The sequence below is a fragment of the Pseudoalteromonas sp. DY56-GL79 genome (genome assembly GCF_041414765.1).
Classification (GTDB): domain Bacteria; phylum Pseudomonadota; class Gammaproteobacteria; order Enterobacterales; family Alteromonadaceae; genus Pseudoalteromonas; species Pseudoalteromonas piscicida.
Genome location: NZ_JANHZS010000032.1, coordinates 13434 through 38951 on the forward strand (window position 1 = coordinate 13434; position 25518 = coordinate 38951).

Here is a 25518-nt window from a genome sequence, read left to right on the forward strand (position 1 = left end):
AACCTTGTCGATAACAAGGCAAAAATTTTGCTATTTAGTTGCTCTAAATAAGAAATTTTTAACGCAGTTAGCGTCAGATTTACTCCTTCAAACTGAGCAAGTATTAAGGCTAATTGGTATATGCACTCAAGGGGAATTTATGTTTCGCAATAATAAGAAAAAACTGGCTGTACTAATCAGCCAATCTTTGCTCGGCTCAGTACTTTTTGCACCAGGTCTAGCGTTCGCTGAAGAAAACAACAATCAAGAAACAGCTAAAAATGGTGAAGTTGAAGTTATTCAAGTTAGAGGGATCCGTGGCAGCGTTGTTCAATCACTCAATACAAAAAGATACTCTGACGCCATTGTCGATGCAGTAACCGCCGAGGACATTGGTAAATTTCCAGATCAAAACGTTGCCGAATCACTACAACGAATTACCGGTGTTTCAATCACGCGTAGTTTTGGTGAAGGTGAGCGCGTTAGCATTCGAGGCACAGGTGAAAGCCAAAACCGGACCTTATTGAATGGTCAAGCCGTTGGCTCAGCGGATTGGTGGACTAACTCAGCCGCGAGCCGTGGTTTTAACTATACCATGTTACCCTCTGAAATCATTTCAGGGCTTGAAGTGTACAAATCACCAGAAGCCGATATTGACGAAGGCTCTATTGGTGGAACCGTGATTGTTAGAACACGTAAGCCGCTTGATTTAGAAGCAAATAAAATCGCAGGTTCAATTATCGCACAGCACAGCGAGGTGTCAGGTGAAACCGACCCGCAACTTTCCGCTATGTACAACTTTAAGACCGATGATGAATCTTTTGGCGCTTTAATTTCTGTCGTGCGCCAAGAACGTAACTTGCGTCGTGATGGTATTGAAGCATGGTCTTGGACCTATCGTGATATCACACTTGAAGACGGTACCGTCGTCGACAATGTCTACAGCCCTGGCGGTGGCGGCTCTGCAATGTTCTCACAGCAGCGCGTGCGCACGGGTATAAACCTCGCCTTGCAATATCGTCCAAGTGAAAATATGGACATTGTATTCAATGCGTTAGACTCTACACTTGAAGCCGACAATGAAAACCAAAACTTCCTGTGGTTACCCGGTTACGGCGGCTCACAATATACTGACATTACCGTTATCGACCACCCCGTAGTTGGCAAGATGGCCGTCGGCGGTACACTTGGCTTATCACCAGATGGTAATAACATTCTGGATGAGACCAAAGTACGTAACTCTGAGCTCAAAACCAAATCGTACGACTTAAAAGTTGAACATCAAGGGCAACTTTGGGAATCTTCGTATCACTTAGGTTACACAGAAGGTTCGGGTGGTTCACAAGCGGATCGCTCCGTTGGTTGGGAAGGCAACTATGTTCACAGCTTTGATGCGTCACAAGAGGAAGACGTAAAAACCAGTTATGCCGCCGATCCAAACGATGGTGATAAATGGAATTTAGGCTTTTTACGTTATGACAGCAATGATGCGAAAGATGATGAAACTTATTTTCAAGCCGATTTTAAACGCCCAATTGATGTCGCTATCTTTAACCAAATCAAGATAGGCTTTAAATATCGTGATCACAGTCGTTTTAATACCAAACACACAACGGATAATCGTACCGACTTAAACTGGAGTCTGGCTGATTACTCCAAAGCCATGCCTTCTGATTACCTTTCAGGCATAGGCTCGGCAGGCACAACGCGCAGCTATGCAATCACTGATTCAGACAAAATACGCCAAGAAGGTGATGCGCTGGGTTGGAATTACCGAGTATTGAAGGCCAGTACTTTCGATATCAATGAAAAAATTACCGCAGGCTACATTAAAGCGAATCTGGATGCAGATGGTCTACGCGGTAATTTAGGTGTAAGACTTGTAAATACCAAACAAACCTCATCCGCGTTTGCAGGTGAGTCAGGTGCTGAGGTTTGGACAACGGAAGAAAAGGACTACTTCGACATTCTTCCAAGCATTAACTTGGCAATTGACTTAGATGACGATTTATTAATGCGTTTTTCTGCGGCACGAGTTATGTCTCGCCCAGATTACGCCGATATGACCGCATCAACCTCATACAACCTAGAAACACAAACCGGCACTGGCGGTAACCCTGACATCGACCCATATAGAGCGACGCAGTTTGATACCGGTATCGAGTGGTACTTTAGCGACGCAGGTCTGTTTTCTGCGGTATTTTTCTACAAAGATATTCAGTCGTTTATCGAGAGCCAACCGGCACTTGAAACTCACGAAGGTAAAGAGGTACTGATCAGCCGTCCAGTTAATGGTAAAGCGGGTCGTATTCAAGGTCTGGAAGTCGGTTATCAACAAGAATTGTACGAAGGTTTTGGCGTTGCCGCTAACTATACCTATGTAGATGGTGAAGCCAAAGATGATGAAGGTAACGACATCACCATCCCAGGCAACTCTGAGCATACCGTTAACTTGAGTTCTTATTATGAAAACGAATTCATTAGTGCCCGTATCTCATACAACTTCAGAACAGGGTATGATACAGGTCGCGACTGGCCAGGATACATTGACGATTATGGTCAAGTAGATGCCAACCTTACCTATAACTACAACGAGAATGTGGCATTTATTCTTGAGGCCATCAACTTGACGGATGAACATACATTTAGCTATCAGGAAAAGGGAGTTGAGCAAGCACTAACGGGTGTCTATGCCGATGGAAGGCGCTTTAGCGCGGGGGTTAGATTTAACTTCTAACACCGAATAGCGAATGAAACTTTTACCACTAAATCTGGTCTTATTAGTCGTAAAGACATAGTTTCAGACTCGAATTAAGTCGCTTCCAAGCTAACACAGGTTCGACTTAGTAAACTCCCTGCCCGGAGTTCCAAAAAGCTGATAGCGTTTGCTATCAGCTTTTATTATTTAAATTTCCCTTATATTGTGGTTATATAGCCTATTAAAAATGACCATAGCAACCCCAAAGAGCAGTCCGAGGATGAGTAATCAATAAAATGCGCAACAATCTCATTTCTGGGCTTATTTTTTCATTTTTTCTGAGTATAAGTTGGCAGACAAAAGCCGATCTTTATGATGCTACCCTCGCCTATCAGAATGAAGAATTCACTCTTGCATTTTCTGAATTCAATCGCCTAGCTCAGTTAGGTAATGCAGACGCCATGTATAATCTTGGGGTGATGTATTTGTACGGTCAAGGAACCGAACAAAGTGCCGCAAATGCCTTTGCTTGGTTTTCATTGGCTAAAGAATTCGGTATTGCTGAAGCCTTTCAAACTGCGCAACTCGTTTTGCAACAGTCCGACGACCAAAGTGGCTTAAAGGACTTCGTAACACTTCAAAAGAATCGTTTAGCAGACACCTACTTACTTGATTCAACCCTTGCCCGGCTCAAACAACCCAATATCGTTTCTACGCCGAGTAAAACTCATGATGTATTACCTGACTACCCTGATGAGGCCGTACGACAAGGGGTTGAGGGCTGGGTTTGGTTAGAGTTTGATATCGACCAAAGCGGTAAGGCAACCAATATTGAGGTTGTTGATAGCTATCCCAAGCATATATTCACCGCTAGCCTGTTAAATGCGGTAGAGAAGTGGCGCTATAGTGGTCCAAAACAAGCACACACCTTGATTTACCATTTTGCGACATATAAAGGCGAGCAATATCGCGAAACCTTAGCCATTCAAAAGAAGGCCTACGAAAAACAGCTAAAGCAGAATATCGATGCGGCAGAGCGTGGTGTGGCGCAAGTACAATACTATATTGCTAACTGGTTGAGTATGAAAGATTACAACGCGTATCAGCTGCTGCGCTATCACTGGCGCGCTGAAGAACCAGAAAATGAATTATATTTAGCTGCAGCCAAAAATGGCTTGGACTTGGCACAATATCGTTTAGCAACTCAACTTATCAATGTGGGAGAGCATCGACTTAGTGTACTTTGGCTAGAACACGCAGCACAAACCATGGATATCGCAAAATATCGCTTAGCACGATCACTACTTACAAACACAGAGCTGCAAGATACTCCACGTGCGCTACAAGTACTTATAGAGGCCTCGAATAACGGCCATTTGCGCTCCACACTTCTATTAGCAAACACTTATTTAACTCGCCTCAACGACAAAACTCAGGCCAAGACTTGGCTCCGCCATGGTCTCACCATCGATCCCGAACATCCTGAACTGCTGCTACTGTCTGCCAAGCTTACAGATAATCAGGCAGAGGCCAAGAAGCTTGCCTCACAAGCATTGAAGTCGGCATCACAGCGCAATTGGAGTAGTAAAGCAATACGCTTATTCCAGCAAAAGCTAGCTAACTAACCTGAGCTGCGGATAATTAATGCCTTTCTAGCAGCCAGTTTTAGCGCTAACTGCGTTGAATTCACTTCCAATAGCCAGCTATTGGTGCGTAAATTCGCCTTGTTTTCCCTAAAACTCTCTGGCTAGACAAGGAAAAAACTAAGTTGTGCTTTAGCAACAATGAGTTGGAACATTCCTTACCCAAACCTCAGGTTAACTAACTGTACCCAAGCTGGGCTTCGTAACATTGATGTCTTCATCGGTCACCGTACTCCAGTAATACTATGTCACTTTCATAGTTGTTGATCCGATTGAATACTACCTGACTGCCATCAAAGCTTGATAATACCTGTAACTCGGTAAACCCCGCGTAAAGGTGTAACCCAATTGGTTGAATTTCTTCGACCTTGTTTTCACTACTTAAATAACAATAAAGCACCAATTGGTGGCCTCTTTTCAGTACAAAGTAAACCCCGTCTCGATATACTGCTGGCTGGTAAAGAGATAAAGACCCACGTAACTGCTCTACATCAAATGTCTCAGTGAGCGCAGTAATTAGGTATTCCCTAACTTGTTCTTTATACCCCACAAAGCTAGGGTTCTTTTGAGTAAGAGGTAAATCAGGTGAGTGCGTTACCAGAGGTTGTTGCTCACTGCGCCCTTGAGATACGGTAAATTGCCATGCCTGCCATTTTGCTTCCGCCGAGAGCTTCGCTCGATAATACAGGTTTCTACCATCCTGTGACCAATGCAAGTCGGCAATTTCGGCAAAGTTATCAACTACTTTTTTCACCTCTTTAGTAAAAGAGCTTATTAAATACACTTTATGCGACTTTGATAATACGGCGAGATATTCGTTATTAGGCGACAGCAATAGCAAAATAGGCACTTCTCCCAGCGGCATCGTACCAAGCAAACTCGACGTTGGCCGAAAAGCATGTTTATGCCACAGCTCAAATTGTGGCGCATCATTATTTTTGGTTGTCACCGAGGCATACACAAAATGTGCGCCATCATCAGACAATGCGGCAAGTAGGTCCATTCGAGCGGGCGACGTCAACTGCTTTTGCTGTGCTTCGCTTTGTGCGTCTACAGCAAGCTGATAAAAGTTAATTTCAGCCACGCCCTCAGTGTGCGCCGAAGCACGCAAGTTCGCATTGACATCAATCTCAGATATCGCACCAAATCCGGAGTATAATAACTGTTGCTCACGACCTTTAAGTACACTCAAGTTTTGTTTGGCGATAATAACCGTATCGTCCTCATAACCATGACTCAATGCCGAAAAAGACTGCTTGGAGAGTGTGGTAGTTTGCCTTTCAGGGTCCCCAAGTTGCCCCAGATTTAGGCGATAAACGCCCTGTTCTTTTACCTGATACAACAGCGTTTGTTGGTTAACTTGATAATGTGTTACATCGCGAATAGGCAACGCCGTAGTGTTGAGCACTTTAGGATGATTATGCGCAAAAGTGACCGCTACAGATTGCAAATAGGTCCCAGCTTTATCCCAAGACTTAGTGATAAAATGGCCCGATCGATATTCAAGCCAAGGCGCTGAGTCTTGTGCGCTATTACAGCTGCCAAGTACACTATCGCGCGCTAGTCGCCACATTTCTATTGGACCTTTAACGTGTAACGCGCGTACTTCACAGGAAACCGGATCCGAGCGCGAATAAATCAGCCAGTTACCATCTAAAGACCAGCTTGCTGACTCTTCACTATAACCGCTGCTTTTTATCGTATGAGTTGTTTTAGTTTCAATATCATAGACCGCCAAATCAAATTGATCGGCTCCCTCAGCTAAATAGCTGTAGGCTAAATAGTTACCATTTGGAGAAAAGCGCACAAAGACTTCAGCACCCGGCGAGGATGTGATCCGAGTTGCAGTGACGGGCATCTGTTGCAATTCATTTTGCCACTGCTTGGCAATAAAAACGCCAAGCAAAGTCACCACAAGACCCATAAAAAACCCGAGCAGCGCAAATTGTGCACCACGCCCACGAGACAGCTCCTCTACTTGCTCAAGTAGCGTCGGGGCTTTTTCAATTTGTGCAATACATTGATAACCTAGGCGAGGTACCGTTTTAATTATTTTTGGCTCGTTTGAACTGTCACCAAGCAGCTTACGTAGCTGTACCACCAGCTGGCTAACAGAGTTATCACTGACGATAGTACCGGGCCATACGATATCTAAGATGGCGTCTCTGGTAACAACCTGTCCCTTGTTAGCAATCAATAGACGCAATAATGCCGCATGCTTCGCTTCGATGCTTCTCCAAGAACCGTCAACACACACAGACAAATTGCTCAGGTCGACAAGTATCTCATTGATTAAAAAACGTTTATCTAAGTTTTCAACCATCAACTACTAAAAATTTGTAAAACTATGGTTAGGCTCGTAATAAAAGCGTATTATGAGTATCAACTAAAGGTAACTTACTCGTATTATAAGTTGAGCACAATGTCAGAATTTCTCATCCGAACAGTTTCTTGTAGCGCATTCTTTATCACAGCTGCAAGTTATGCCGTTGAGCAAAATCAGACAGCTGAAAATACCATAGAACGCATCGAAATCCGTGCCTTCCATGACAGCGTTGTCAAGTCTCTCAGTAATAAACGCCACAATCAACAAGTTTCAGATACGATCAGTGCTGAAGACATAGGTAAGTTTCCAGATAAAAACGTGGCAGAGGCGCTGCAACGGATCACCGGTATCTCACTCTCTCGAGCACAAGGTGAAGGTGAACGGATTGGCGTGCGAGGCACAACCCCCGAGCAAAATAGGACCTATTTGAATGGTCAATATCTCGCCTCCGCTGACTGGTGGATCTCAAGTCAGCCAAGCCGTGGCTTTAATTTTACTTTATTACCCAGTGAAATAGTCTCTAGCCTTGAGGTGTTCAAAACACCACAAGCTATGCAGGATGAAGGGTCATTAGGTGGTGCAATCAATATAAAAACCCGCGACCCTCTGCTTACGCCTTCAGGCTATGGCGTTGTAACGGCCCAGTTCCAATACAGTGACTTGAGCGATAAACTCGACCCACAATTATCTGCAATTTATAACTACCATAGCGAAAGTGGCGACTATGCTGTGCTTTTTACTGCAACACGGCGAGATCGCAGCCTCAGACGCGACGGCTTAGAATCTTGGGGATGGCACGATAGGACTTTATACCAAGGTGATGATGATACTTGGTACGCCATCCAGCAGACCCCACAAGATAAAAGCCAGACGTTATGGTTTCCTGGAGGTGGGGGTTCGGCGATTTTTCAGCAGCAAAGAGAGTTGCAGGCTTATACAGTCAATGCCGCGTTTCAGCTTTCCCCACGACTTAGGTTAAATAGTCACTTACTTTATTCTCACCTAAACGCAGACAACAACAATCAAAACTTTCTCTGGCAAAGTGCAAAGTCTATTGACCTAGGCGGCGGGGTAACCGATTTACAAGTACAAGATGGTACTTTGGTGAGCGCCAACTATTTACCCACAGCAGCGCCGTTCAATACCAGCATGGAAGCCATTTGGCGAGACTCGCAGATCAGCACCAAAAGTGCCCATCTAGACTTGGTCTATGATGGCATTTATTGGTCGAGCCAGTTTCAAGTGGGCCTCAGCCACGGCTCAGGTGGCACCAAAGAAGACGTCACGTCACAGTTTTCTGCTAATACCCGTTTTCACGTTGATACGTCAATGCGAAAAAATATCGTCGCAAGTTATGGGACTTCACCGTTAGATGCGGCGAGTTGGTTTATCACCGAAGCTCGAAATGACAGCCAAGATGGCAAAGATAAATCATACTTCGCGCAAGCCGATTTTGCGTACGATATCGACTTTAAACAGGTCGACGCGATTAAATTTGGCATTAAACTCAAGGATCATCAACGGGACTTTTTGCGCTATCGCTCCAAAGATGGAGGGCTTGATGGTTTAGCCGGCGAGCTTGGCACTACACTGGCCGCCTATCCGAGCACTTTTGTGGATGATTATTTGCGCGGCGTAGGTAGTGCAAACACCTTAAAAAACTACAGTTATGCCGATATTACGCTGCTCGCCAAAGACTTCGATACGCTCAATTTTGAACAAGAGATAGAAAAGGCCAGTCGTTTTCATATTACAGAAAAAACTGCCGCCGCTTACGGTCAAATGCAACTCGCTGGTGAATCCTATGCAGCCAACATTGGGGTACGGGTGGTCAAAACCTTTCAAGACTCTGCCGCATTTAAACGTGTCTCCTCCCCCATCGAAGCGCCCGACAGCTATGTTTGGCATGAAGAATCTCGGGATTACATCGATATTCTACCCAGCGCCAATATCAAGTTTGATTTAAGCGAGAGTCTAGTTGGCCGTTTTTCCGTTGCGCGCGTCATGTCACGAGCGCAATTTCACCACCTTATGCCCTCAACCAATTACAACGTGACCCAAGCTCAAGGACAAGGTGGTAACGCCAGCCTAGATCCATATAGAGCGGCGCAGTTTGATGCCAGCCTTGAGTGGTACTTTGACGATGCCGGACTCGCCTCAATCGCCTTATTTAATAAGGATGTGGAGTCTTTTATTGAGTTTGAGCGAAAACTTGAGCGTCATGAAGGCATTTTGATGTCTATCGATAGACCCAGTAATGGCGCTGGCGGCAGTATCCGTGGCGTTGAACTAAGCTACCAGCAGACACTTGCGTACGGATTTGGGTTAATCGCCAATTACACCTACGTTGATGGCGAACGTGACAACGCTGACGTTGGCCTACAGGACAAAGTGCCAGGCACCTCAAAACACAGCGCTAATCTCACCGCTTACTACGAGAACCACCAATTTAGCGCACGGCTTAGCTATAATTATCGAACCCAGTTTGCCACCGGTGTAGGAGAGACCATGATGGATAATTACGGCCAATTAGACGGCAGCCTCACGGTGAAATTAAGTGATAACCTTGATGCGCAATTTGAGTTTATTAATTTAACCGACGAACAAATCTATACCTATGATCGCAATGAGTACGCACCAACAGGGGTATATGTGAATGGTCGGCGCTACTACGCGGGGTTAAGATACCAATTCTGATTTGCATGATAATTGCGCCTGTACAAACCCTAAGAATAGATCCAGCTTTGCAGAATGCTCTCGTTTCACTTTATATATGGCATGCAAAGTAACTTCGGGTCTATTTTGCTCGGGGAACAGTTCAACCAAAGCGCCCGAATCGATATCTCGTTGGCAGAAATAAGACGGTAGCATGGCAATCCCCAATCCTGCCAACACCGCCTCTCGAATGTGAAAGCGACTGTTCGCTATCAAATTACCTTGCAGAGCATAACTTCGAGCTCCGTCATGCCAACTATCTTCAACATGATTAAGTTTAGATAACAACATGTTATGCCGACTCAGTTCGCTCAATTGCTCGGGCTTCCCGTGCGTGGTCAAATAGCTCGGCGTGGCTACAAAAGTCGAGTTTATATTGATTAATTTCAAAACATAAAATTTACTGTCTTTGAGTGCAGCAGACAGCCTAAAAGCCACATCAATCTCATCTTCGATAAGATCCTGATTTGCTGCGGTAAACATCAGCTCTAACTTTATTTGCGGATAGCGCTTTTGAAAATCGATACAAATTTGGCTCAGTAGCATACGCCCTATCGTATTTGGAAAGGTTATTTTTAGGTGACCAGATTGATGCACTCCAACCTGTTCGACTTCTTCTTCCAAATCGCGTAGCGCGCGAAGGATCTTTTTCCCTTTTTCGTACACCAACTTACCGGCATCAGATAATGCGAGTTTACGGGTTGTTCGATTTAAAAGTACTTGTCCATAAGACGACTCTAGCTGAGCTATCGATTTACTCACCGCTGATGTCGTGGTACCGAGCTGCTCTGCAGCTCGGCTGAAAGAGTGCTGCTCAGCGACACAACATAATATTTTAAGTAAGTGAAGTTTATCGTATTCCTTTCTCATTATTTCCTCTTAGGAAAAAGTCTTTACACCAAATGAATATATATTAACTAAAAATAAAAAGTACACTTAACTCAAAAGAAAATAAAGGACATCAACATGATCACCACGTCGTGCCACTGCGGCCAGATCCACTATCGTATTTTCACCACGACAACAGCCAACGAAATATGCACTGGTGTGCAGTTCATTCAGGCTCACGGTCTTATCGAAAATCCTTGTAAATCTCTCGAACGATTTGTGGTGCCGCATTCGAAAGCTCAAACCATCCAAGAGCATGGTTTTTGCAAACACTGTGGTGCTTCTATCTACATCATGGATGACAAAGGCAACATTTCGTATGCACTTAATCACCTTATGCCGTTTCAAGCTGATTATTCAGGCGTGCTGAATTTTGGCCTATAAAAGATAGCTGCTTCGCTTTATCAGGCTTAACCGACAATTAATCGCAAACATTGGTTTTTATTCTGGTGACAAGTAGAATGCCTAAAAACTTCATCTTGAAGTTACAACAAGTGAATGAAAATTTAGGATAAATAATGAAACTACTTAAGTCTGCTTTGGCTTTAGCAATGGGCTTCACCAGTGCTGCAAGCCTCGCAAGCGATACCATCACTATTGAAGACATCCCAAAGATCCAATCGGTAAGCTCAACGTCGGTGAGTCCTGACGGCGAACTCGTTGCTTTTACTCGCTCTGTACCGCGCGAGCTTTACGTTGACCAAAATGGTTCTAATTATAGTGAACTTTATGTGATTGACGACGAAGGGGTAGAGCGCCCATTTATCACTGGTAAAGTGAGCATCTCAAGCATCTCTTGGTCAGCCGACGGTCAGTTCATTTATTTCCTAACCAAGAAAAAAGAAGACAAGCAACGCGCTCTTTATCGCATCGCGGTAAACGGTGGGGAAGCACAGAAAGTGCTTTCACTAAAAGGAACTGGGATCTCGGCTTATAGCCTAAGTCCTGATGGCAAACAGGTTGCGATCCTTGCAATGCCAGCTGCCGATAAGTCAGAAAAAGAGCTGAAAAAGCTTGGTTTTATGGCTGAAGTGTATGAACTGGGTTTAAAAAACAAACAGCTTCATATCATTGATCTTACAGCATCAGAAAAACCGCTGACTCCAGCGGCACTGAACATCGAAGGCTATGTTAGTGAAATCAACTGGGCTGACGATGCCTCTAAATTACTGGTAAAAACCCAGCCAACAGCGCTTATTGATGACAAGTATATGAAGTCACAATGGCATGTACTTGATGCGAAAACACAACAAATTACCACGTCATTCAAAACAGAAGGTAAGCTTGGTACCGCAGAGTTTTCTCACGATGGTAAATACATCGCTATTTTAGGCGCTGAAGACAAGCACGACCCGGCAACTGGTCGCTTGTACCTTGCCGATGCACAAAGCGGCAAAGTAGAAGAGTGGATCCCAAACTTTATGGGTCACATCGGTGATTTTGAGTGGTCAAACCGTAAGAACCAGCTGACTTTTGTCGCAAACGTCGGCGCTGAAAGTTTTGTTGGCCAAATTAAAGTTGGCTCAAACAAATACAAGAAACTTATCAAAGAAGGTAAGTTTATCGCATCGAATCTATCAATCTCTGATTCAGACAAAACCATTGCCCTACGTGCGAATACAGCTAAGCACCCAAATGAAGTGTTTGTGATCCGCTCAAGCAAGGCAACTCGTCTATCAAACTCAAACCCGTGGTTAGACAACAAACGTTTTGCAAAACAAGAGGCTATTAACTTCAAAGCCCGCGATGGTGTTGAAATTGGTGGCGTATTAATTTATCCACTTGATTATCAAGAAGGTACGCGTTATCCACTGATCATGTCAGTGCACGGTGGTCCTGAAAGCCACGATAAGAATGGCTGGCTCACGAGCTATTCAGATCCAGGTCAAATGGGCGCAGCACGCGGCTATGCGGTATTCTATCCAAACTACCGTGGTTCGACAGGTAAAGGCGTTGATTACTCAAAACTTGGCCAAGGCGACTACGCAGGTAAAGAGTTTGACGACTTAGTAGATATGAAAGAATACCTAGTCAATACCGGTTTAGTAGACACCAAGCGTGTTGGTATTACTGGTGGCTCTTACGGCGGTTATGCCTCTGCTTGGGGTGCTACAAAACTAACTGAACACTTTGCGGCAAGCGTGATGTTTGTTGGGGTAACTAACCAACTATCTAAGTTTGGTACTACCGATATCTCAAACGAAATGTACCTAGTGCACGCTCGCTCTTACCCTTGGGATAAATGGCAGTGGTACCTAGAGCGCAGTCCGATTTACTGGGCTGGTCAATCAAAGACGCCATTACTAATTATGCATGGTAAAGATGACCCGCGTGTACACCCAGCACAATCTATGGAGCTATATCGCTATATGAAAGTGCAAGGTAAAGACGTACGTCTAGTTTACTATCCAGGCGAAGGTCACGGTAACCGCAAAGCAGCGGCTCAATATGACTACAGCTTGCGCTTGATGCGCTGGATGGACAACTACCTAATCGAAGGCAAAAAAGACATGCCAGATTATGAAATTGACCACGCGGCGAAGCTAAAAGCAGTTAAAGACGCGAATAAATAAGTAAGCAAGCTTAGGGGCGCTAATTTGCGCCCTTTTTTATCAAGGAAAAAAGATATTGCATTTAACGACAATCAAACTCGACACCGAGCGATTCACACTTAGACCCCTAACTTTACAAGATGCCGAAGCACTATTTGCCATATTCTCGGACGCAGACGTCATGCGCTATTGGAACACGCCACCTTGGGAATGCCTTGACGATGCAACGCAATTTATCAAGCAATCACACGAAGACTTGACTACGCAACAAGCGATCACACTGGCCATTGTTTCAAAAATTGATGAAGCATTAATTGGCAAGTGTTTACTGTTTAGCTGGGATAAAGAGTCACGTCGCGCCGAAATTGGCTTTGGTATTGCCAAATCTCACTGGGGACAAGGTGTCATTCAAGAAGCAGGCTCTGCACTCATTGACTATGCTTTTTCAACACTACAGTTAAGGCGTATTGAAGCAGAGATTGATCCCGCTAATACCGGCTCAGCCAAAGTACTGGCAAAACTTGGGTTTACTAAAGAAGGTCACTTACGTGCTCGCTGGGAAATTGCTGGCGAAGTTTCAGACTCTGCACTATATGGCTTACTTGCAAGCGATGTAAACTAACCAAACTAATAGCCTTTTCCCTAAATTAAATTAGCTACTTAATCACTTTAAATCAGCGACATACTTAATGTCGCTTTGAGAGCTAACCACCAATATACTCTATCAACTAAAGCACTTTGATTTTTCACATTCCGCTGTTAACATAACATCCCCAAAAAGGAAACAATTACTCAACTTGTCTTGAATTAGACAATCTACTTTGTTGATCTCACTACTTAAGGAAAGCAAAATGATAAAAAATGCAGTCGTGCTAGGACTCATCTTTAGCGCCCACACTCTCGCCTTTGACCTCGAAAATACATACCCAACCACTGAAATAAAATACTTGGATGACGGCACTGAAATCTCTGTCCCTTTTCATGTCAAGGGAGAAGCAACCAGTGCAGTCCTCGGTTTAGTTAATGCAAAACGAGCAAAACGATTTTTATGGAATGACGGTTGGAAAGTTGTTACGCCAAAATGTGATGGCAAAAGCTCCGGAAAAGGTATTGCGGCTTTTTACACTCAAAAAATCACAGAAAGTCCAGCAGGAGCATACAACGAAACGGTCGCGACGTTTTTTATTCAACGCAGAAATGCGCCAGATCTCGATTTACCTTGTCCAAGCGACCTGAACTCCCTTGAAGCACAGGTAAACTATGCAATGGCTGCATTTACAACTATCAATACTGCCAATGCTGAAAAGCAGTCGATGGGGCTCCCTCACGACTACGCCTCATTCAACTTTCATTTGATGCTGGACAATGCGAAAGCGGTTGAGGCCGGTGAAATATGGGGTTACCCCAAACAATTGGCCCAAGTTGACATCACCCTAAGTGAAAATACACATCGTCTTGAGCTGGCCAAGAAAAATGGTAAGCCTTTACTCAGTGCTGAATATCAGCGCAAAATTGGCACAAACACACCACTGTACTCGGTCGGTGACAATGTTGTGCCCAGCTTTAACCTTCCCGATGAGTCTAAGATCCCTCAACTCAGTGGCGTATTGACCTCAGCTAGCGGCTGGATCTTGCCTTTCGTTGGTAAGTTTACGATTCACTCACCAAAAAGTGTCACCACGCGATTTTTACGCAAAACGCAGTTTACTCCTATCGCGGTATTAGAATTCACTAACGTTGAAGGCGTTGCGCTACCACTTTACGATAGGTAACCTTCATTAGTATAGTCAGAGGCTTAACGGCCTCTGCATTTTAATTACCTTTGCTTGTATTGCGTTTTGCAGTATCCGCGATTTACCGCTTTGCTTCTAAGTTTAATATGCTTTGTATTACGGCCATTTACTCGTTGCCGCCATAGCCTAAAACTACTAGATTTTAGGCTACAACGCATCAACTTGATCACGTCAGGCTCGCTAAGCTCAAACTGTCGCTCGATAGCTTCAAATGGCGTCCTATCTTCCCACGCCATTTCAATGATCCTGGAAATTTCTGAGTCACTAAATTGCACTTGCTTAATCTTGTTGTGTTCTAATCAGAATCACACATACGCCCCGAGTGCCAAAATAGATTAAAAATACTTACGGCCAATCAATATTCCCATAGCAATACCGATAGGCAAGGTGTACATGATTTGCCCTGATGCAACGCCCACGGCTGTGCCTATTCCCGCGCCGATAGCGAGCCCCAGACCTATTTTTCGATTGGCATTTTGTTTATCACATTTCATTGATTGTTCCATCATCTAAACCAATAGTTAATGTGGCAAAGTAATGAAGTAATGTAAACCACCTTATTTGCTTAACAATCAGTGCCCTTCACGCTTAAACCAAGCCTGTAAAAACTCGATACATTGAAGTACTGCGGCTGGCACAAATTGGCGTGCGGGATACAGTGCATATAAGGCTAGAGTTGGCTTGTCAGCGTGCTGTAATATACTAACTACCTCGCCCTTTTCAAGTGCTTCTCTACAGGCAAATTCAGGTAAAATTCCTATTCCCAAATGGCTTTTAATTGCCTGTAACATAAAAAGGACATTGTTCACTTTAAGAGAGCCTTTTATTCGCACACCTTCGTCTAATGGCCATAAGTTCTTGCGTTTTGAATAGCTGTATTCAAAACAATTATGATAAATTAAATCTTGTGCTGATTCGATTGCAGGGTGACTAGCTAAATATTGTGGTGAGGCGCATACATGATAATTAAATTGAGTAATTTCTTTACCTATATAACTTGAGTCGAACGGGCGACTGGAAGCCCGAAAACCTAAATCGAACCCCTGTTCAACTAAGTCGATATCCTCATCCCCTAAATGTATTTCAAGATCGACATCGGGATACGCTTGCATAAAGTCGGCGAACATTGCTGCCAAGTCAGTGATCCCAAGCACCATTGGCACATTCACTTTTAGCTTGCCTTTTGGTGCTTGCTGCGACTCTTGTATGAAGGTATCTGCATCCTCTAACTTATTGAGAATATCCCTAGCACGTTGTAAATAGCCTTCTCCAACATGCGTGAGCTGTAAATTGCGCGTGGTGCGATGTATAAGCCGCGCACCAAGCTCAGCTTCTAGTCGGCTGATCTCCTTACTGATCATGGATTTGGACGTATTATATTGCTCTGCAACACGAGTAAAACTGCGTACTTCAGCCAGTTTTACAAACATTTCTATCGCTCGTAGCTTGTTCATACTTTCCTTGATTATTGTTTCCACCATGTGAACTCTTGGTTCTCATTGTAGCTATATATCAAACAGCATCTAGTTTATACACTGAGCTTGTCTTTTAGCCAAGAAGCAAATAAGGAAAACCATTATGTATACGTTATATTACTTACCAGGTGCTTGTGCGCTAGCAACGCAAGTCATATTAAGAGAACTAAGACAACCCTTCGAACTGGTTGACAAACGCGGTGTTGATAACTTTTTAGCCATTAACCCAACAGGTAAAATCCCAGTTCTTAATGATGGCGAAAACAGCTTAGTAGAAGGAGCTGCAATCTTACTTTATCTACTCAATAAACACGAAAATAACCTTCTTCCTCAAGCTGATGTTTTTCAAAAGCAACAAGCGATAGAAAACATTCTGTTTGCTAATGCTACGATGCACCCGGCTTACAATCGTCTGTTTTTTGCCACAGGTGCGATTGCTGACGAGCATGCACGCCAGCCATTTTTAGAAGCGGCAGCAGTTGCCATCAACGAATTATGGGTGTTAGTCGAGAAAAAATTAGCGCAGCAAGCATTTTTAGGCGGCGATCAGGTATCCACTGCGGATATCATGCTGGCTGTATATGCGCGTTGGGGCGCCTATTTTCCAGTCGACATTGTCATTCCAGAAAAGGTCAGCAAAATGTTAGCTGAAGTTGAGGCAAGGCCCAGCTTTATCGCCTCGATAGCAGCTGAACAAGCACACAGTACAGACGCATGAGCTTAATATGACTAAGCCTATTTTCAAACTACAGGATTTAGACAAAGTAACTGCGGTTATTCAACAATATTTTGAAGGGCTACACCAAGGAGATATTAAAAAGTTGGATGCGATTTTCCACGCTGACGCGGTGGTCAAAGCTCCAGGGATGAGGCGCACCAAATCACAGTGGCTAGATTTGGTCTCATCTCGACAAACGCCCGAAAGCCAAAGCGCTGCTTTTAATTACCGTATTTTGTCGGTGGATGTTGTAAACCATCAAGCAATGGTCAAGCTGTATTGCCCACTATTTGAACATCACTATATCGACTTTATTGGTTTACTTAAAGAAGATGGACAATGGCGTATCGTCAACAAAATGTATGATGATCTGTAGGAGATAATCGATGCCTATCGTCAATATTAAAATCACAAAGGAAGGCGTTACACCTGCTCAGAAGCAAGCCTTAATAAAAGGTGCAACTCAGCTTATGGTGGATGTCCTTGATAAAGCGCCACAAGTTACTTTTGTCGTTATAGAGGAAGTTGAAACTGACAACTGGGGAATAGGGTTTGATCAAGTCTCTATGTTGAGACAGCAAAACTTAAGTCCTAAATAACGCACTAAAAAAGAGGCATCAAATGGTGCTTCTTCACCTGCAAAGACAATTTTCTTGAAAAAGAATCTTATAAAATTCAGGTAAATAAAAACTTTTTTAAAAAAGTTTCTTGAAAAGTATTTGCCTCGTCCATAGATAGTATTGTGAGGACGCCGACAGGGTCCCAACCCAAACTAAGTAAATGTTTTATATGCTATTTATTGGCTTTAATTGAAGCAATAAATAGCTTAATTATCGCTTTATGAGGATACAAATTATGCGTACAGTAGACCTATCTCCACTTTATCGTTCATTCATCGGTTTTGACCATTTAGCACAGTTAATGGATGCAGCATCACGCAACGAAAAGCAACCAAGCTTTCCGCCATATAACATCGAAGCTACCGGTGAAGACAAATACCAAATTACCATGGCTGTTGCCGGATTTACCGAGCAAGAGCTTAGCCTTGAGTCAGAAAACAATACTCTGACAGTCAAAGGCGAAAAGCAAAACAAAGAAGACAAAGCTGAGCGCAGATTTATCCATCAAGGCATCGCAGAGCGTAACTTTGAGCGTAAATTCCAACTTGGCGATCACGTCAAGGTGATTGGCGCAGGACTTGAAAACGGCCTGTTAGTCATTGACCTTGAGCGCGAGATTCCAGAAGCACTCAAGCCAAGAAAGATTGAAATTGGCAAAGGCAATCTCATCGAAAATAAATAATCGATTGAGGTCACTTCCCCCTGTTTTTACATGATGTCACGTTTCCAAGTCGCCCTCGGGCGACTTTTTTGTTTTGAGTTGCTAGTTTACCCATTTTATAGCGTTGAGTAGGTTTTAAGCTAGCAGCGTTAAACTCAGTTCCAACCGCCAGCTCAATTCGCCTTGCCTACAAAGTGTGGGCACCTTAGTGCGAGCAAGAAGCGCAGTTATCTCCAAAGCGTTCTGAACAGCAAACTGGTATCTATAAGTAATTTGGGGTCGCTCCCACTGGCGTTCATCTCAAGACATCCAACATACAATTCATAATAAAACACCGATAACAACAGTTAAGCCAACATCTATGGTTCTCTTGTCAAATTAGCTGTCATGCTCACCGCAATATTGTTAAATACTTCTACTTGTTCGTGAGATAGGCCAGTACACATTTTTTGTATCAACTCAGCCTCTATGACAAGCATTCGTTTCAATATCGCTTTGCCATCCTTTGTTAAACCTAAAAAATGGCTTCGAGTATCATTTGGATTTTTTGTCTTTTCTATTAACCCCTTCTTTGACATCTCTTTAATCAATCTCGCTAATTGACTTTTATCTCTATCCATTAGTTCTGACATCAGAGCAGCTGTACAGTTTTCTGTTCTATTAATTAGATGAAGCGACTGAATTTCCATCGGTACCACATCAATCCCCTGCTCTCTAACTGCTTTTAAAACTAGAGATTTAAACTTAAAGGTTAATGCTAAAAAGCTATCTGGAAGTTCTCTGATCAAAATCCACTCCTTTATTGGTTGACATTATCAACAATAACACCTAACCTTTAAAGCATCAACAGTTGATAATATCAACTTTAATAAGGAGGCGATTATGAATTTAGTTAAAAAGGTACTTGTTGCGGCCCCTATGGTAGTCGCATTGGTGGGTATATTAACTTTCGTGATGACCTATAAAAATATAGGGTTTACCAACCGGTTTGTTGAGCAATGGCTGACCTCTACTTTATTGTCTGCCACAACTATTGCTCCAATTGGCTTTGTCATGGTTATGGTAATCTCAAAGGTTGCTGAATCACTGATGCCAAACACAGCAAAGATCTTTAAAAACACTGTAATTGGTATATCAATGGCCATTATCATGGAAGGAATTATGGCCGCGGTTACAACTATTAATAATGTCCCTTACAGATCCATGAGTGAATTTATCAACACTTGGTTTCATGCATTTACCATCGCGCTGCCTGTCGGGTTGTTAATTTCAGTTTTTATGACATTGACTGTGAAGCCTCGCCTTGAACGATTTATGGCTAGCTGAAAAAGAAGCTTGCTATGAGATACAAATACATTAAAGCTAATAGCGCAGAAACTCATCGTCTTGTTGGTGGAGAAATAACATCACTACTTGTTACGGGAGAAGATACCAACAATAGAGTCTCAATATTTGATAGCCTGATACCACAAGGCAATGCCGCACCTTGGCACTACCATGAAATAGATGATGAAATTTTCTATATCATCCATGGCTCTATAGAATTTGGTGTTGAAAACGAGGTTATTACTGCAGGTAAAGGTGACTTACTTATGGCTGGTCCTAATGTTAAGAGGCGTTTTAAAGCGTTGACCGATAGTCATTTACTTGTCATAAATTCACCTTCAGGACCGTCGGAAAATTTTATTCGAGATATCGCAAGGTTGTCAGATGGAACAGCCTTGAGTAAACAAGACAGACTTAAGTTTGCCAAAAAGTACAAAATTCATTTTTGTTAGCTTTGCGCTGCCATAGCCAATGATTGAAAAAATATTAACTTTAAGTGCTATCCACAGAATTACATTTAACACCTTACAAAAATCAATACACTCAAAACAAAAAAAGCTTGGCTATTGAGCCAAGCTTTGGGTGCGGTGCGAATAACCGCCTTACTCTTACCGACTATGATCCTTCACTTTACTTCCATAATGACATCCAAACTCTCTATTTGGAGCTCAAAGATTCTGATAGCGATGCCTCGCTGTAAGTATTCCTTTATACCAGTTTGTTTAAACTTGCCCGAAAGAAGGCGCTTAGTTGAACAAATCAGTAATGTTGCCAAGTAACTCAACAATAATCATAATCTTTGAACTCTATTCCCTGCTCCCTGACATCAGTTCCTTTTCCTCTGTCACTCCTTTGCGCAGGTAAATCTACTTCTCGAGCTCTAATTAGCCTTTAAAGTTTGCGAATTCTGTTTCGCTTAGCTCGCCGTCTGCATCAACGTCTAGCTCTTTAAATTGCTCAGCAAGTGCAGTATGCGCTTGTGCTTCACTCATGCTGATTGTGCCGCTTTGATCTGTATCTAGCGCAGCGAAGTCTTCACCCGCCATTGCGTTAACAGAAGCAAAAGATAAACCTGTGATTGATAGTGCAATTAGTACATTTTTCATCATTTATTCCTCAAAAATTTAAATACGGTTCGTTTCGTGAAATTGGAGAGCTAATACTTAGCCTTTGAAATTTGCGAATTCTGTTTCGCTTAGCTCGCCGTTTGCATCAGCGTCTAGCTCTTTAAATTGCTCTGCAAGTGCAGTATGCGCTTGTGCTTCACTCATGCTGATTGTGCCGCTTTGATCTGTATCTAGCGCAGCGAAGTCTTCACTCGCCATTGCATTAACAGACGCGAAAGATAAACCTGAGATTGATAGTGCAATTAGTACGTTTTTCATCATTTATTCCTCAAAAATTTAAATACGGTTCGTTTCGTGAAATTGGAGGGCTATTACTTAGCCTTTAAAGTTTGCGAATTCTGTTTCGCTTAGCTCGCCGTTTGCATCAGCGTCTAGCTCTTTAAATTGCTCTGTAAGTGCCGTATGCACTTGTGCTTCACTCATGCTGATTGTGCCGCTTTGATCTGTATCTAGCGCTGCGAAGTCTTCACTCGCCATTGCATTAACAGACGCGAAAGATAAACCTGAGATTGATAGTGCAATTAGTACGTTTTTCATCATTTATTCCTCAAAAATTTTAAATACTGTTCGTTTCGTGAAATTGGAGGGCTATTACTTAGCCTTTAAAATTTGCGAATTCTGTTTCGCTTAGCTCGCCGTCAGCGTTACCGTCTAGCTGAGTGAATTGCTCAACAAGATTTGGATTTACTTTCGCTTCGCTCATGCTAATTGTGCCACTACCATCGGCATCGTATTTGGCAAAGTCGTCACCAGCCATTGCATTAACTGATGCCATTGACAGGCCAGCAAGGGATACTGCTACTAGTAGATTTTTCATCATATTCTCCTTAAAGTTCAGTCTTGACGGAGAGTCCGAAGACTCACCGATACCAAACTTTCAAATTAGCCTTCAAAGTGCTCGTACTCTGACTCGCTCAGCTCGCCGTTACCGTCAACGTCAAGTGTCTTAAATTGCTCAGCTAACTTAGGATTAACCTGTGCTTCAGCCATGCTGATTGTGCCGCTGCCATCAGTGTCGTACTTTTCGAAGTCGTCCATCGCCATTGCCGATGCTGAAACCAATGTCATACCTGTGATTGATAGTGCTGCTAGTAAATTTTTCATAATCTTCTCCTTAACGATTTAAATAATGTGATAACTCGGAAAATTAACCTTCGTAGTTATCAAATTCTGCTTGGCTTAGTTGACCATCTTGGTCAGCATCTAGCTCATTAAATTGAGCCAGAAGGCCTTCATCTGCTTTTGCTTCTTCAATAGAGATGTAACCGTCACCATTCATGTCTAGTTTGTCGAAATCAGTGTTTGCATGTGCACCTACTGATGCCAAAGTCATTACTGCTGCTGATACTGCGATTGCTAGATTTTTCATCGTGCTTTCCTCATAAGATTAAAAACTAAATTCTGTGTTAAACGTTTTGCTATTAAAGCTAAAAACTGATTTTGCATTTGTTTTTGCGTTTCGTTTTTCGCTTTCGAGATAACTATTCCAACTTTGATGCCAAAATTGAAAAAACACGGTTTATCAACTAGTTAAGGAAAACCACATGAAAAGATTAAGGTTGGATTAAGGCAAGCTGTTGCTAAATGGCAACAGTTAAAAAAGCGAAAAATAAAAAGTCTTTATTTTTCTTAAAGTTAGATTGTCGCAGCTTTGCAACAGGTAAATTTTGGGGTAGAAAATTTTGCAAATCTCGCAACACCATTTGATTGAAATTTGTGCACCCTTTTAAAGGATTTAGCATCGTGAAAAAAATTTTTTCTCAGTCATTACAAAAACAGGCACTTATTGCCATGTTTATTGGTGTGCTTCCAATACTCACACTGACTTTGTGGTACGCCCAAGCACTGTCCAAAAACCAACAAAAAACACAGGATATTTATAATAAAAATCAAAAACTTATTCTTGAGTACAATTTTGTAAAAGCAGATATCAGCGCGCTTGAAAAAGCGCTGCAAAATAATCAGCTACTACAAAGTGAAACACTGCAAGAAAGCATCGAGCAGAAGTGGCAAAACACCAAAAAACGCATTCAATTATTAAAAATAAACCTACCCGATTCGCTGTTTGTTGCTAAATGGCGACAGTTCGCTCCTGATGAGATCAATGCCACTTCAAAAGCTGAAGAATTTCAACAATTGGTTAAGGTGCTTAATCAATTCGAGGAAAGCTTTCAGCAAACACTTAATAAACGCTTATCTGATCAAGAAGCCCATTTCGTGCAGCTGCAAACATGGTTTATGTTTGGTCTCGTTATCTTGCTACCCACCCTTATCGTGATCAGTATCTTTTTGATCAACCGGATTTGTCAGCAGCTTAATCAGGTAGAATCTGCGGTATCTGAAGTAGGTAAAGGTAATTTTGATAAGTCGGTAGAACTCTCTGGCAGCCATGAATTGCAGCAATTGGGTGACAGGTTAAATTGGCTAAGACTCGAACTTAAGCGTATTCAACAACAAAAAGAAACCTTCTTGCGCCATGTTACTCATGAACTTAAAACCCCTTTGGCATCGCTAAACGAAGGAAGCAGCTTATTAAATAGTGGATTGCTTGGAGATGTTAACCCAAAACAACAACGTATTCTCATCATTATGGAAAACTCTGTTGCAAAGCTTGGATCATTGATCGATGATTTGCTCAGCTATAGCGCGGCCAGTCACCCTGATAGCCTACATCACGACGCCGAAATGAATCTTATCCAAGAAGAAGTCTCAAAGCATCTTAGCGATAAGCTAGGAAAGACTGATGTGATAGTGAACTGGCAAAATCATGATGACCTAAAAGTACCTTATCTACCGTGCAAATTAGTGTTAACTCAGTTAGTGAGCAATGCCATTGATCACGCTAAAAGCAATGTCACTATTTCAATTGAAGAACAAAATGGCGAAGTATTGTTGATAGTCCGTGACGACGGTGATGGCATCGACATCAGTGAAGCCGATTCATTATTCCAGCCATTTGTTCGTGGTGAGAAAAATAAAAATAATAATGGCAGTGGCTTAGGTTTAGCCATTGTCTCTGAGTGTGTGAAGCAATTAAAAGGCTATGTGAAATGGCTATCAGTAGAATCTGGCGCCAGTATTCAAGTCGCCTTTCCAAAAAGGGATCCAAAATGAAATACATCGCATTAAGTATCACGCTATTTTTGCTCGGTGGTTGTGCCACAACGGAGCAAAACGTCGAGCAAACAAAGCAATTTATTGGCCCTGTAAAAACAGAAACCAGCGCTAAGTTTGTACCTTTAGCTGAGGTGATCAAAGCCTTAGTCAGCCAATGCGCCAAAAAACATAACGTGACATTTAACGATTACTATAAAGGTGCGCTGCACTTACAGGGCTTTATTCACACCTATTGCGGTACAGACTCAACCACCAAGCAACTTAAAGCCATTGAAGAAGTAAAGCTACAAGATTATTGGCCAGACGATTACAACATTTGGTTTGAATCGCTGGCTTGGCACACTCAAAGCCTTCGTGAGCAAAAAATCAGTAATTATTACTCTGACAATAAGGCGCAACAGCACCAAGAGCAATTGTTACAAACCCAAAAGCAGCTTGCCGAGCTAAAACAAAAGCTTGCCGACATAGAAAAACAACGTTTAGAAACCGATCTTTCTGAAAACCCATCACTTGAGGAGGATTCACTATGAGTCAAACACAACAAGGCGCAAAGTTACTTTTAGTGGATGACGATACGTCTTTAACTGAGCTACTGGCCATGCGTTTAGAAAGTCACGGCTACGAAGTTGAAGTTGCGCACCGCGGTACGCAAGCGTTAAATATCCTCAAGCAAATGCCTATCGACTTGGTCATCACCGATTTGAAGATGGCGCACATGAACGGCTTTGAACTTAATGAGCAAATAAAGAAGTATTATACTGGCATGCCCGTTGTGATGATGACCGCTCACGGCTCTATTCCTGACGCTGTTGACGCCATGCAGCAAGGCTTTGTGAGCTTTTTAACCAAGCCCATTGACTCTCAGCAAATGCTCGATGTCATCAATGAGGCGCTTGCAGGAAAAGTGAGAACCGCACAAACTTCGGATCCAAATAACTTCCATGGGTTGTTATTCCAAAGTGCCGCCATGCGTCAATTGGTACAACAAATTCAAGCACTTGCCAGCAGTAATGCAAACATTCTCATCCAAGGCGAGAGTGGTACCGGTAAAGAAGTGACGGCAAAAGCAATCCATTTGGCCAGTAACCAAGCGCAAGGTCCGTTTATTGCGATTAACTGTGGCGCAATGCCCGCTCACCTGCTGGAGTCTGAGCTATTCGGCCATAAAAAAGGCGCGTTTACCGGCGCAGTGAGCGACAAAGAAGGTTTAGTACAAGCAGCGGATGGTGGCACCCTATTCCTCGACGAAATTGGTGATATGCCGCTTGATTTGCAAGTTAAGCTACTGCGTGTTTTACAAGAGCGAACCGTTCGTCCTGTGGGTGGCCAAACTGAGCATAAGGTCAATGTTCGTTTTGTCTCTGCAAGCCATAAGAACATTCAAAGCGCCGTTGCCGAAAAGCAATTTCGTGAAGATTTATACTATCGATTAAACGTAGTGTCTGTTGAAATCCCAAGCTTAAGAGAGCGATTGGAAGATATTCCACTACTTGCATCACGCTTCTTAAGTGCACTTAGCGATGGCGAAAAGCAATTTAACCAACAAAGTATTACGCATTTGTTGAATTATCATTGGCCGGGCAACATCCGTCAGCTCCATAATATTGTGGAGCACTGTGTTGCTATTACGCCAGGTAAAATGATCACTGAAGATATCGTACAAAAAGCCCTGCCTAAGGATAAAGAGCAGAATGCGTTTACAGGATTAAATGAGGCGAAACGCCAGTTCGAGTATGACTACATCCAAAAAGTACTGGCACTTTGCGAAGGGAATGTGTCGGAAGCTGCAAAACTTGCACAACGCAATCGCTCTGATTTTTACAAATTACTTAAAAAACATGAGATCCAGTGCTAAACCTATTAGAGGGGTAACATTAGTT

Annotated in this window: 28 protein-coding genes; 16 read left to right on the forward strand and 12 right to left on the reverse strand. The window is 42.8% G+C overall.

The genetic code is table 11. From position 1 onward, the window contains the following. Positions 1 to 139 precede the first annotated feature (139 nt). Positions 140 to 2716, forward strand: coding sequence for a TonB-dependent receptor (locus NO992_RS20270; protein WP_371380133.1), 2577 nt, complete (start codon positions 140 to 142; stop codon positions 2714 to 2716). A 257-nt stretch (positions 2717 to 2973) separates the two neighbouring features. Continuing rightward, positions 2974 to 4302, forward strand: coding sequence for a TonB family protein (locus NO992_RS20275; protein ID WP_371380135.1), 1329 nt, complete (start codon positions 2974 to 2976; stop codon positions 4300 to 4302). Positions 4303 to 4537: 235 nt separating this feature from the next. On the opposite strand, the gene NO992_RS20280 is transcribed toward NO992_RS20275, so the two are convergent. After that, a complete protein-coding gene (locus NO992_RS20280; protein ID WP_371380136.1) occupies positions 4538 to 6643 on the reverse strand; it encodes a winged helix-turn-helix domain-containing protein in 2106 nt (701 codons plus the stop codon). Positions 6644 to 6742: 99 nt separating this feature from the next. Here NO992_RS20280 and NO992_RS20285 point away from each other — a divergent pair, with 99 nt between their 5' ends. After that, complete coding sequence (locus NO992_RS20285) at positions 6743 to 9343, forward strand: TonB-dependent receptor (protein WP_371380138.1); 2601 nt, start codon at positions 6743 to 6745, stop codon at positions 9341 to 9343. Here the strand turns inward: NO992_RS20285 and NO992_RS20290 are convergent. Further along, positions 9326 to 10231 carry a LysR family transcriptional regulator gene (locus NO992_RS20290; protein ID WP_371380140.1) on the reverse strand — a complete coding sequence of 302 codons (906 nt, stop codon included), beginning with the start codon at positions 10229 to 10231 and terminating at the stop codon, positions 9326 to 9328. The two genes, NO992_RS20285 and NO992_RS20290, sit on opposite strands and share 18 nt — an antisense overlap. A 96-nt stretch (positions 10232 to 10327) precedes the next feature. Between NO992_RS20290 and NO992_RS20295 the strand changes: the two genes are divergently transcribed. The 4 genes from NO992_RS20295 (at position 10328) to NO992_RS20310 (ending at position 14573) form a co-directional block, all read left to right on the forward strand. Further along, positions 10328 to 10633, forward strand: coding sequence for a hypothetical protein (locus NO992_RS20295; protein ID WP_095728325.1), 306 nt, complete (start codon positions 10328 to 10330; stop codon positions 10631 to 10633). A gap of 134 nt (positions 10634 to 10767) precedes the next feature. Beyond that, positions 10768 to 12822, forward strand: coding sequence for a S9 family peptidase (locus NO992_RS20300; RefSeq protein WP_010379317.1), 2055 nt, complete (start codon positions 10768 to 10770; stop codon positions 12820 to 12822). Positions 12823 to 12877: 55 nt separating this feature from the next. Then, positions 12878 to 13423, forward strand: coding sequence for a GNAT family N-acetyltransferase (locus NO992_RS20305; RefSeq protein WP_371380143.1), 546 nt, complete (start codon positions 12878 to 12880; stop codon positions 13421 to 13423). A gap of 229 nt (positions 13424 to 13652) precedes the next feature. Beyond that, the gene (locus NO992_RS20310) at positions 13653 to 14573 is read left to right on the forward strand and encodes an acetoacetate decarboxylase family protein (protein ID WP_010379321.1); all 921 of its coding nucleotides are present in this window, start codon (positions 13653 to 13655) and stop codon (positions 14571 to 14573) included. Positions 14574 to 14617: 44 nt separating this feature from the next. On the opposite strand, the gene NO992_RS20315 is transcribed toward NO992_RS20310, so the two are convergent. The 3 genes from NO992_RS20315 to NO992_RS20325 form a co-directional block, all read right to left on the reverse strand. Next, on the reverse strand, positions 14618 to 14869 hold the full coding sequence (locus NO992_RS20315; protein WP_010379323.1) for a TIGR03643 family protein: 252 nt from the start codon (positions 14867 to 14869) through the stop codon (positions 14618 to 14620). 60 nt (positions 14870 to 14929) lie between these two features. Then, positions 14930 to 15088, reverse strand: coding sequence for a hypothetical protein (locus tag NO992_RS20320; RefSeq protein ID WP_019647622.1), 159 nt, complete (start codon positions 15086 to 15088; stop codon positions 14930 to 14932). 78 nt (positions 15089 to 15166) lie between these two features. Then, complete coding sequence (locus tag NO992_RS20325) at positions 15167 to 16048, reverse strand: LysR family transcriptional regulator (RefSeq protein WP_010379325.1); 882 nt, start codon at positions 16046 to 16048, stop codon at positions 15167 to 15169. A 124-nt stretch (positions 16049 to 16172) separates the two neighbouring features. Between NO992_RS20325 and NO992_RS20330 the strand changes: the two genes are divergently transcribed. From NO992_RS20330 to NO992_RS20345, 4 genes are all read left to right on the forward strand, one after another. Continuing rightward, positions 16173 to 16787, forward strand: coding sequence for a glutathione S-transferase family protein (locus tag NO992_RS20330; protein WP_371380146.1), 615 nt, complete (start codon positions 16173 to 16175; stop codon positions 16785 to 16787). Positions 16788 to 16794: 7 nt separating this feature from the next. Further along, positions 16795 to 17163: a nuclear transport factor 2 family protein gene (locus tag NO992_RS20335; protein WP_371380148.1), complete on the forward strand. Its 369-nt coding sequence runs from the start codon at positions 16795 to 16797 to the stop codon at positions 17161 to 17163. 10 nt (positions 17164 to 17173) lie between these two features. Further along, the gene (locus NO992_RS20340) at positions 17174 to 17386 is read left to right on the forward strand and encodes a 4-oxalocrotonate tautomerase family protein (RefSeq protein WP_371380150.1); all 213 of its coding nucleotides are present in this window, start codon (positions 17174 to 17176) and stop codon (positions 17384 to 17386) included. A 256-nt stretch (positions 17387 to 17642) separates the two neighbouring features. Then, positions 17643 to 18089, forward strand: a complete 447-nt coding sequence (locus NO992_RS20345) for an Hsp20 family protein (RefSeq protein ID WP_017217561.1) — start codon at positions 17643 to 17645, stop codon at positions 18087 to 18089. A gap of 338 nt (positions 18090 to 18427) precedes the next feature. Here the strand turns inward: NO992_RS20345 and NO992_RS20350 are convergent, their stop codons facing one another. Beyond that, positions 18428 to 18856, reverse strand: coding sequence for a MarR family winged helix-turn-helix transcriptional regulator (locus NO992_RS20350; RefSeq protein WP_371380152.1), 429 nt, complete (start codon positions 18854 to 18856; stop codon positions 18428 to 18430). Positions 18857 to 18950: 94 nt separating this feature from the next. Here NO992_RS20350 and NO992_RS20355 point away from each other — a divergent pair, with 94 nt between their 5' ends. Together NO992_RS20355 and NO992_RS20360 are read left to right on the forward strand one after the other, a co-directional pair. Beyond that, complete coding sequence (locus NO992_RS20355) at positions 18951 to 19394, forward strand: DUF2798 domain-containing protein (protein ID WP_371380154.1); 444 nt, start codon at positions 18951 to 18953, stop codon at positions 19392 to 19394. A 14-nt stretch (positions 19395 to 19408) separates the two neighbouring features. Continuing rightward, a complete protein-coding gene (locus NO992_RS20360; RefSeq protein WP_045963241.1) occupies positions 19409 to 19846 on the forward strand; it encodes a cupin domain-containing protein in 438 nt (145 codons plus the stop codon). 432 nt (positions 19847 to 20278) lie between these two features. On the opposite strand, the gene NO992_RS20365 is transcribed toward NO992_RS20360, so the two are convergent. The 6 genes from NO992_RS20365 to NO992_RS20390 form a co-directional block, all read right to left on the reverse strand. Beyond that, entirely contained in the window at positions 20279 to 20500 is a 222-nt protein-coding gene (locus NO992_RS20365) for an EF-hand domain-containing protein (protein WP_010369611.1), read from the reverse strand. Positions 20501 to 20557: 57 nt separating this feature from the next. Continuing rightward, positions 20558 to 20779 (reverse strand): EF-hand domain-containing protein, encoded by a 222-nt coding sequence (locus NO992_RS20370; RefSeq protein ID WP_088533060.1) that lies wholly within the window; start codon positions 20777 to 20779, stop codon positions 20558 to 20560. A gap of 57 nt (positions 20780 to 20836) precedes the next feature. After that, positions 20837 to 21058, reverse strand: coding sequence for an EF-hand domain-containing protein (locus NO992_RS20375; RefSeq protein WP_371380157.1), 222 nt, complete (start codon positions 21056 to 21058; stop codon positions 20837 to 20839). 58 nt (positions 21059 to 21116) lie between these two features. Further along, on the reverse strand, positions 21117 to 21338 hold the full coding sequence (locus NO992_RS20380; protein ID WP_119232707.1) for an EF-hand domain-containing protein: 222 nt from the start codon (positions 21336 to 21338) through the stop codon (positions 21117 to 21119). 65 nt (positions 21339 to 21403) lie between these two features. Continuing rightward, positions 21404 to 21625: an EF-hand domain-containing protein gene (locus NO992_RS20385; RefSeq protein WP_128727334.1), complete on the reverse strand. Its 222-nt coding sequence runs from the start codon at positions 21623 to 21625 to the stop codon at positions 21404 to 21406. A 43-nt stretch (positions 21626 to 21668) separates the two neighbouring features. Beyond that, complete coding sequence (locus NO992_RS20390) at positions 21669 to 21890, reverse strand: EF-hand domain-containing protein (RefSeq protein WP_010369619.1); 222 nt, start codon at positions 21888 to 21890, stop codon at positions 21669 to 21671. Positions 21891 to 22264: 374 nt separating this feature from the next. Here NO992_RS20390 and NO992_RS20395 point away from each other — a divergent pair, with 374 nt between their 5' ends. Genes NO992_RS20395 through NO992_RS20405 form a run of 3 tightly spaced genes read left to right on the forward strand, consistent with a single transcriptional unit; the run spans position 22265 to position 25493 of the window. Next, a complete protein-coding gene (locus NO992_RS20395) occupies positions 22265 to 23635 on the forward strand; it encodes an ATP-binding protein (protein ID WP_371380160.1) in 1371 nt (456 codons plus the stop codon). Continuing rightward, positions 23632 to 24168 (forward strand): hypothetical protein, encoded by a 537-nt coding sequence (locus NO992_RS20400; RefSeq protein WP_010369621.1) that lies wholly within the window; start codon positions 23632 to 23634, stop codon positions 24166 to 24168. The genes NO992_RS20395 and NO992_RS20400 overlap by 4 nt, the downstream gene beginning before the upstream one ends. Beyond that, entirely contained in the window at positions 24165 to 25493 is a 1329-nt protein-coding gene (locus tag NO992_RS20405; RefSeq protein WP_017217572.1) for a sigma-54 dependent transcriptional regulator, read from the forward strand. Before NO992_RS20400 ends, NO992_RS20405 begins: the two co-directional genes overlap by 4 nt. Positions 25494 to 25518 lie beyond the last annotated feature (25 nt).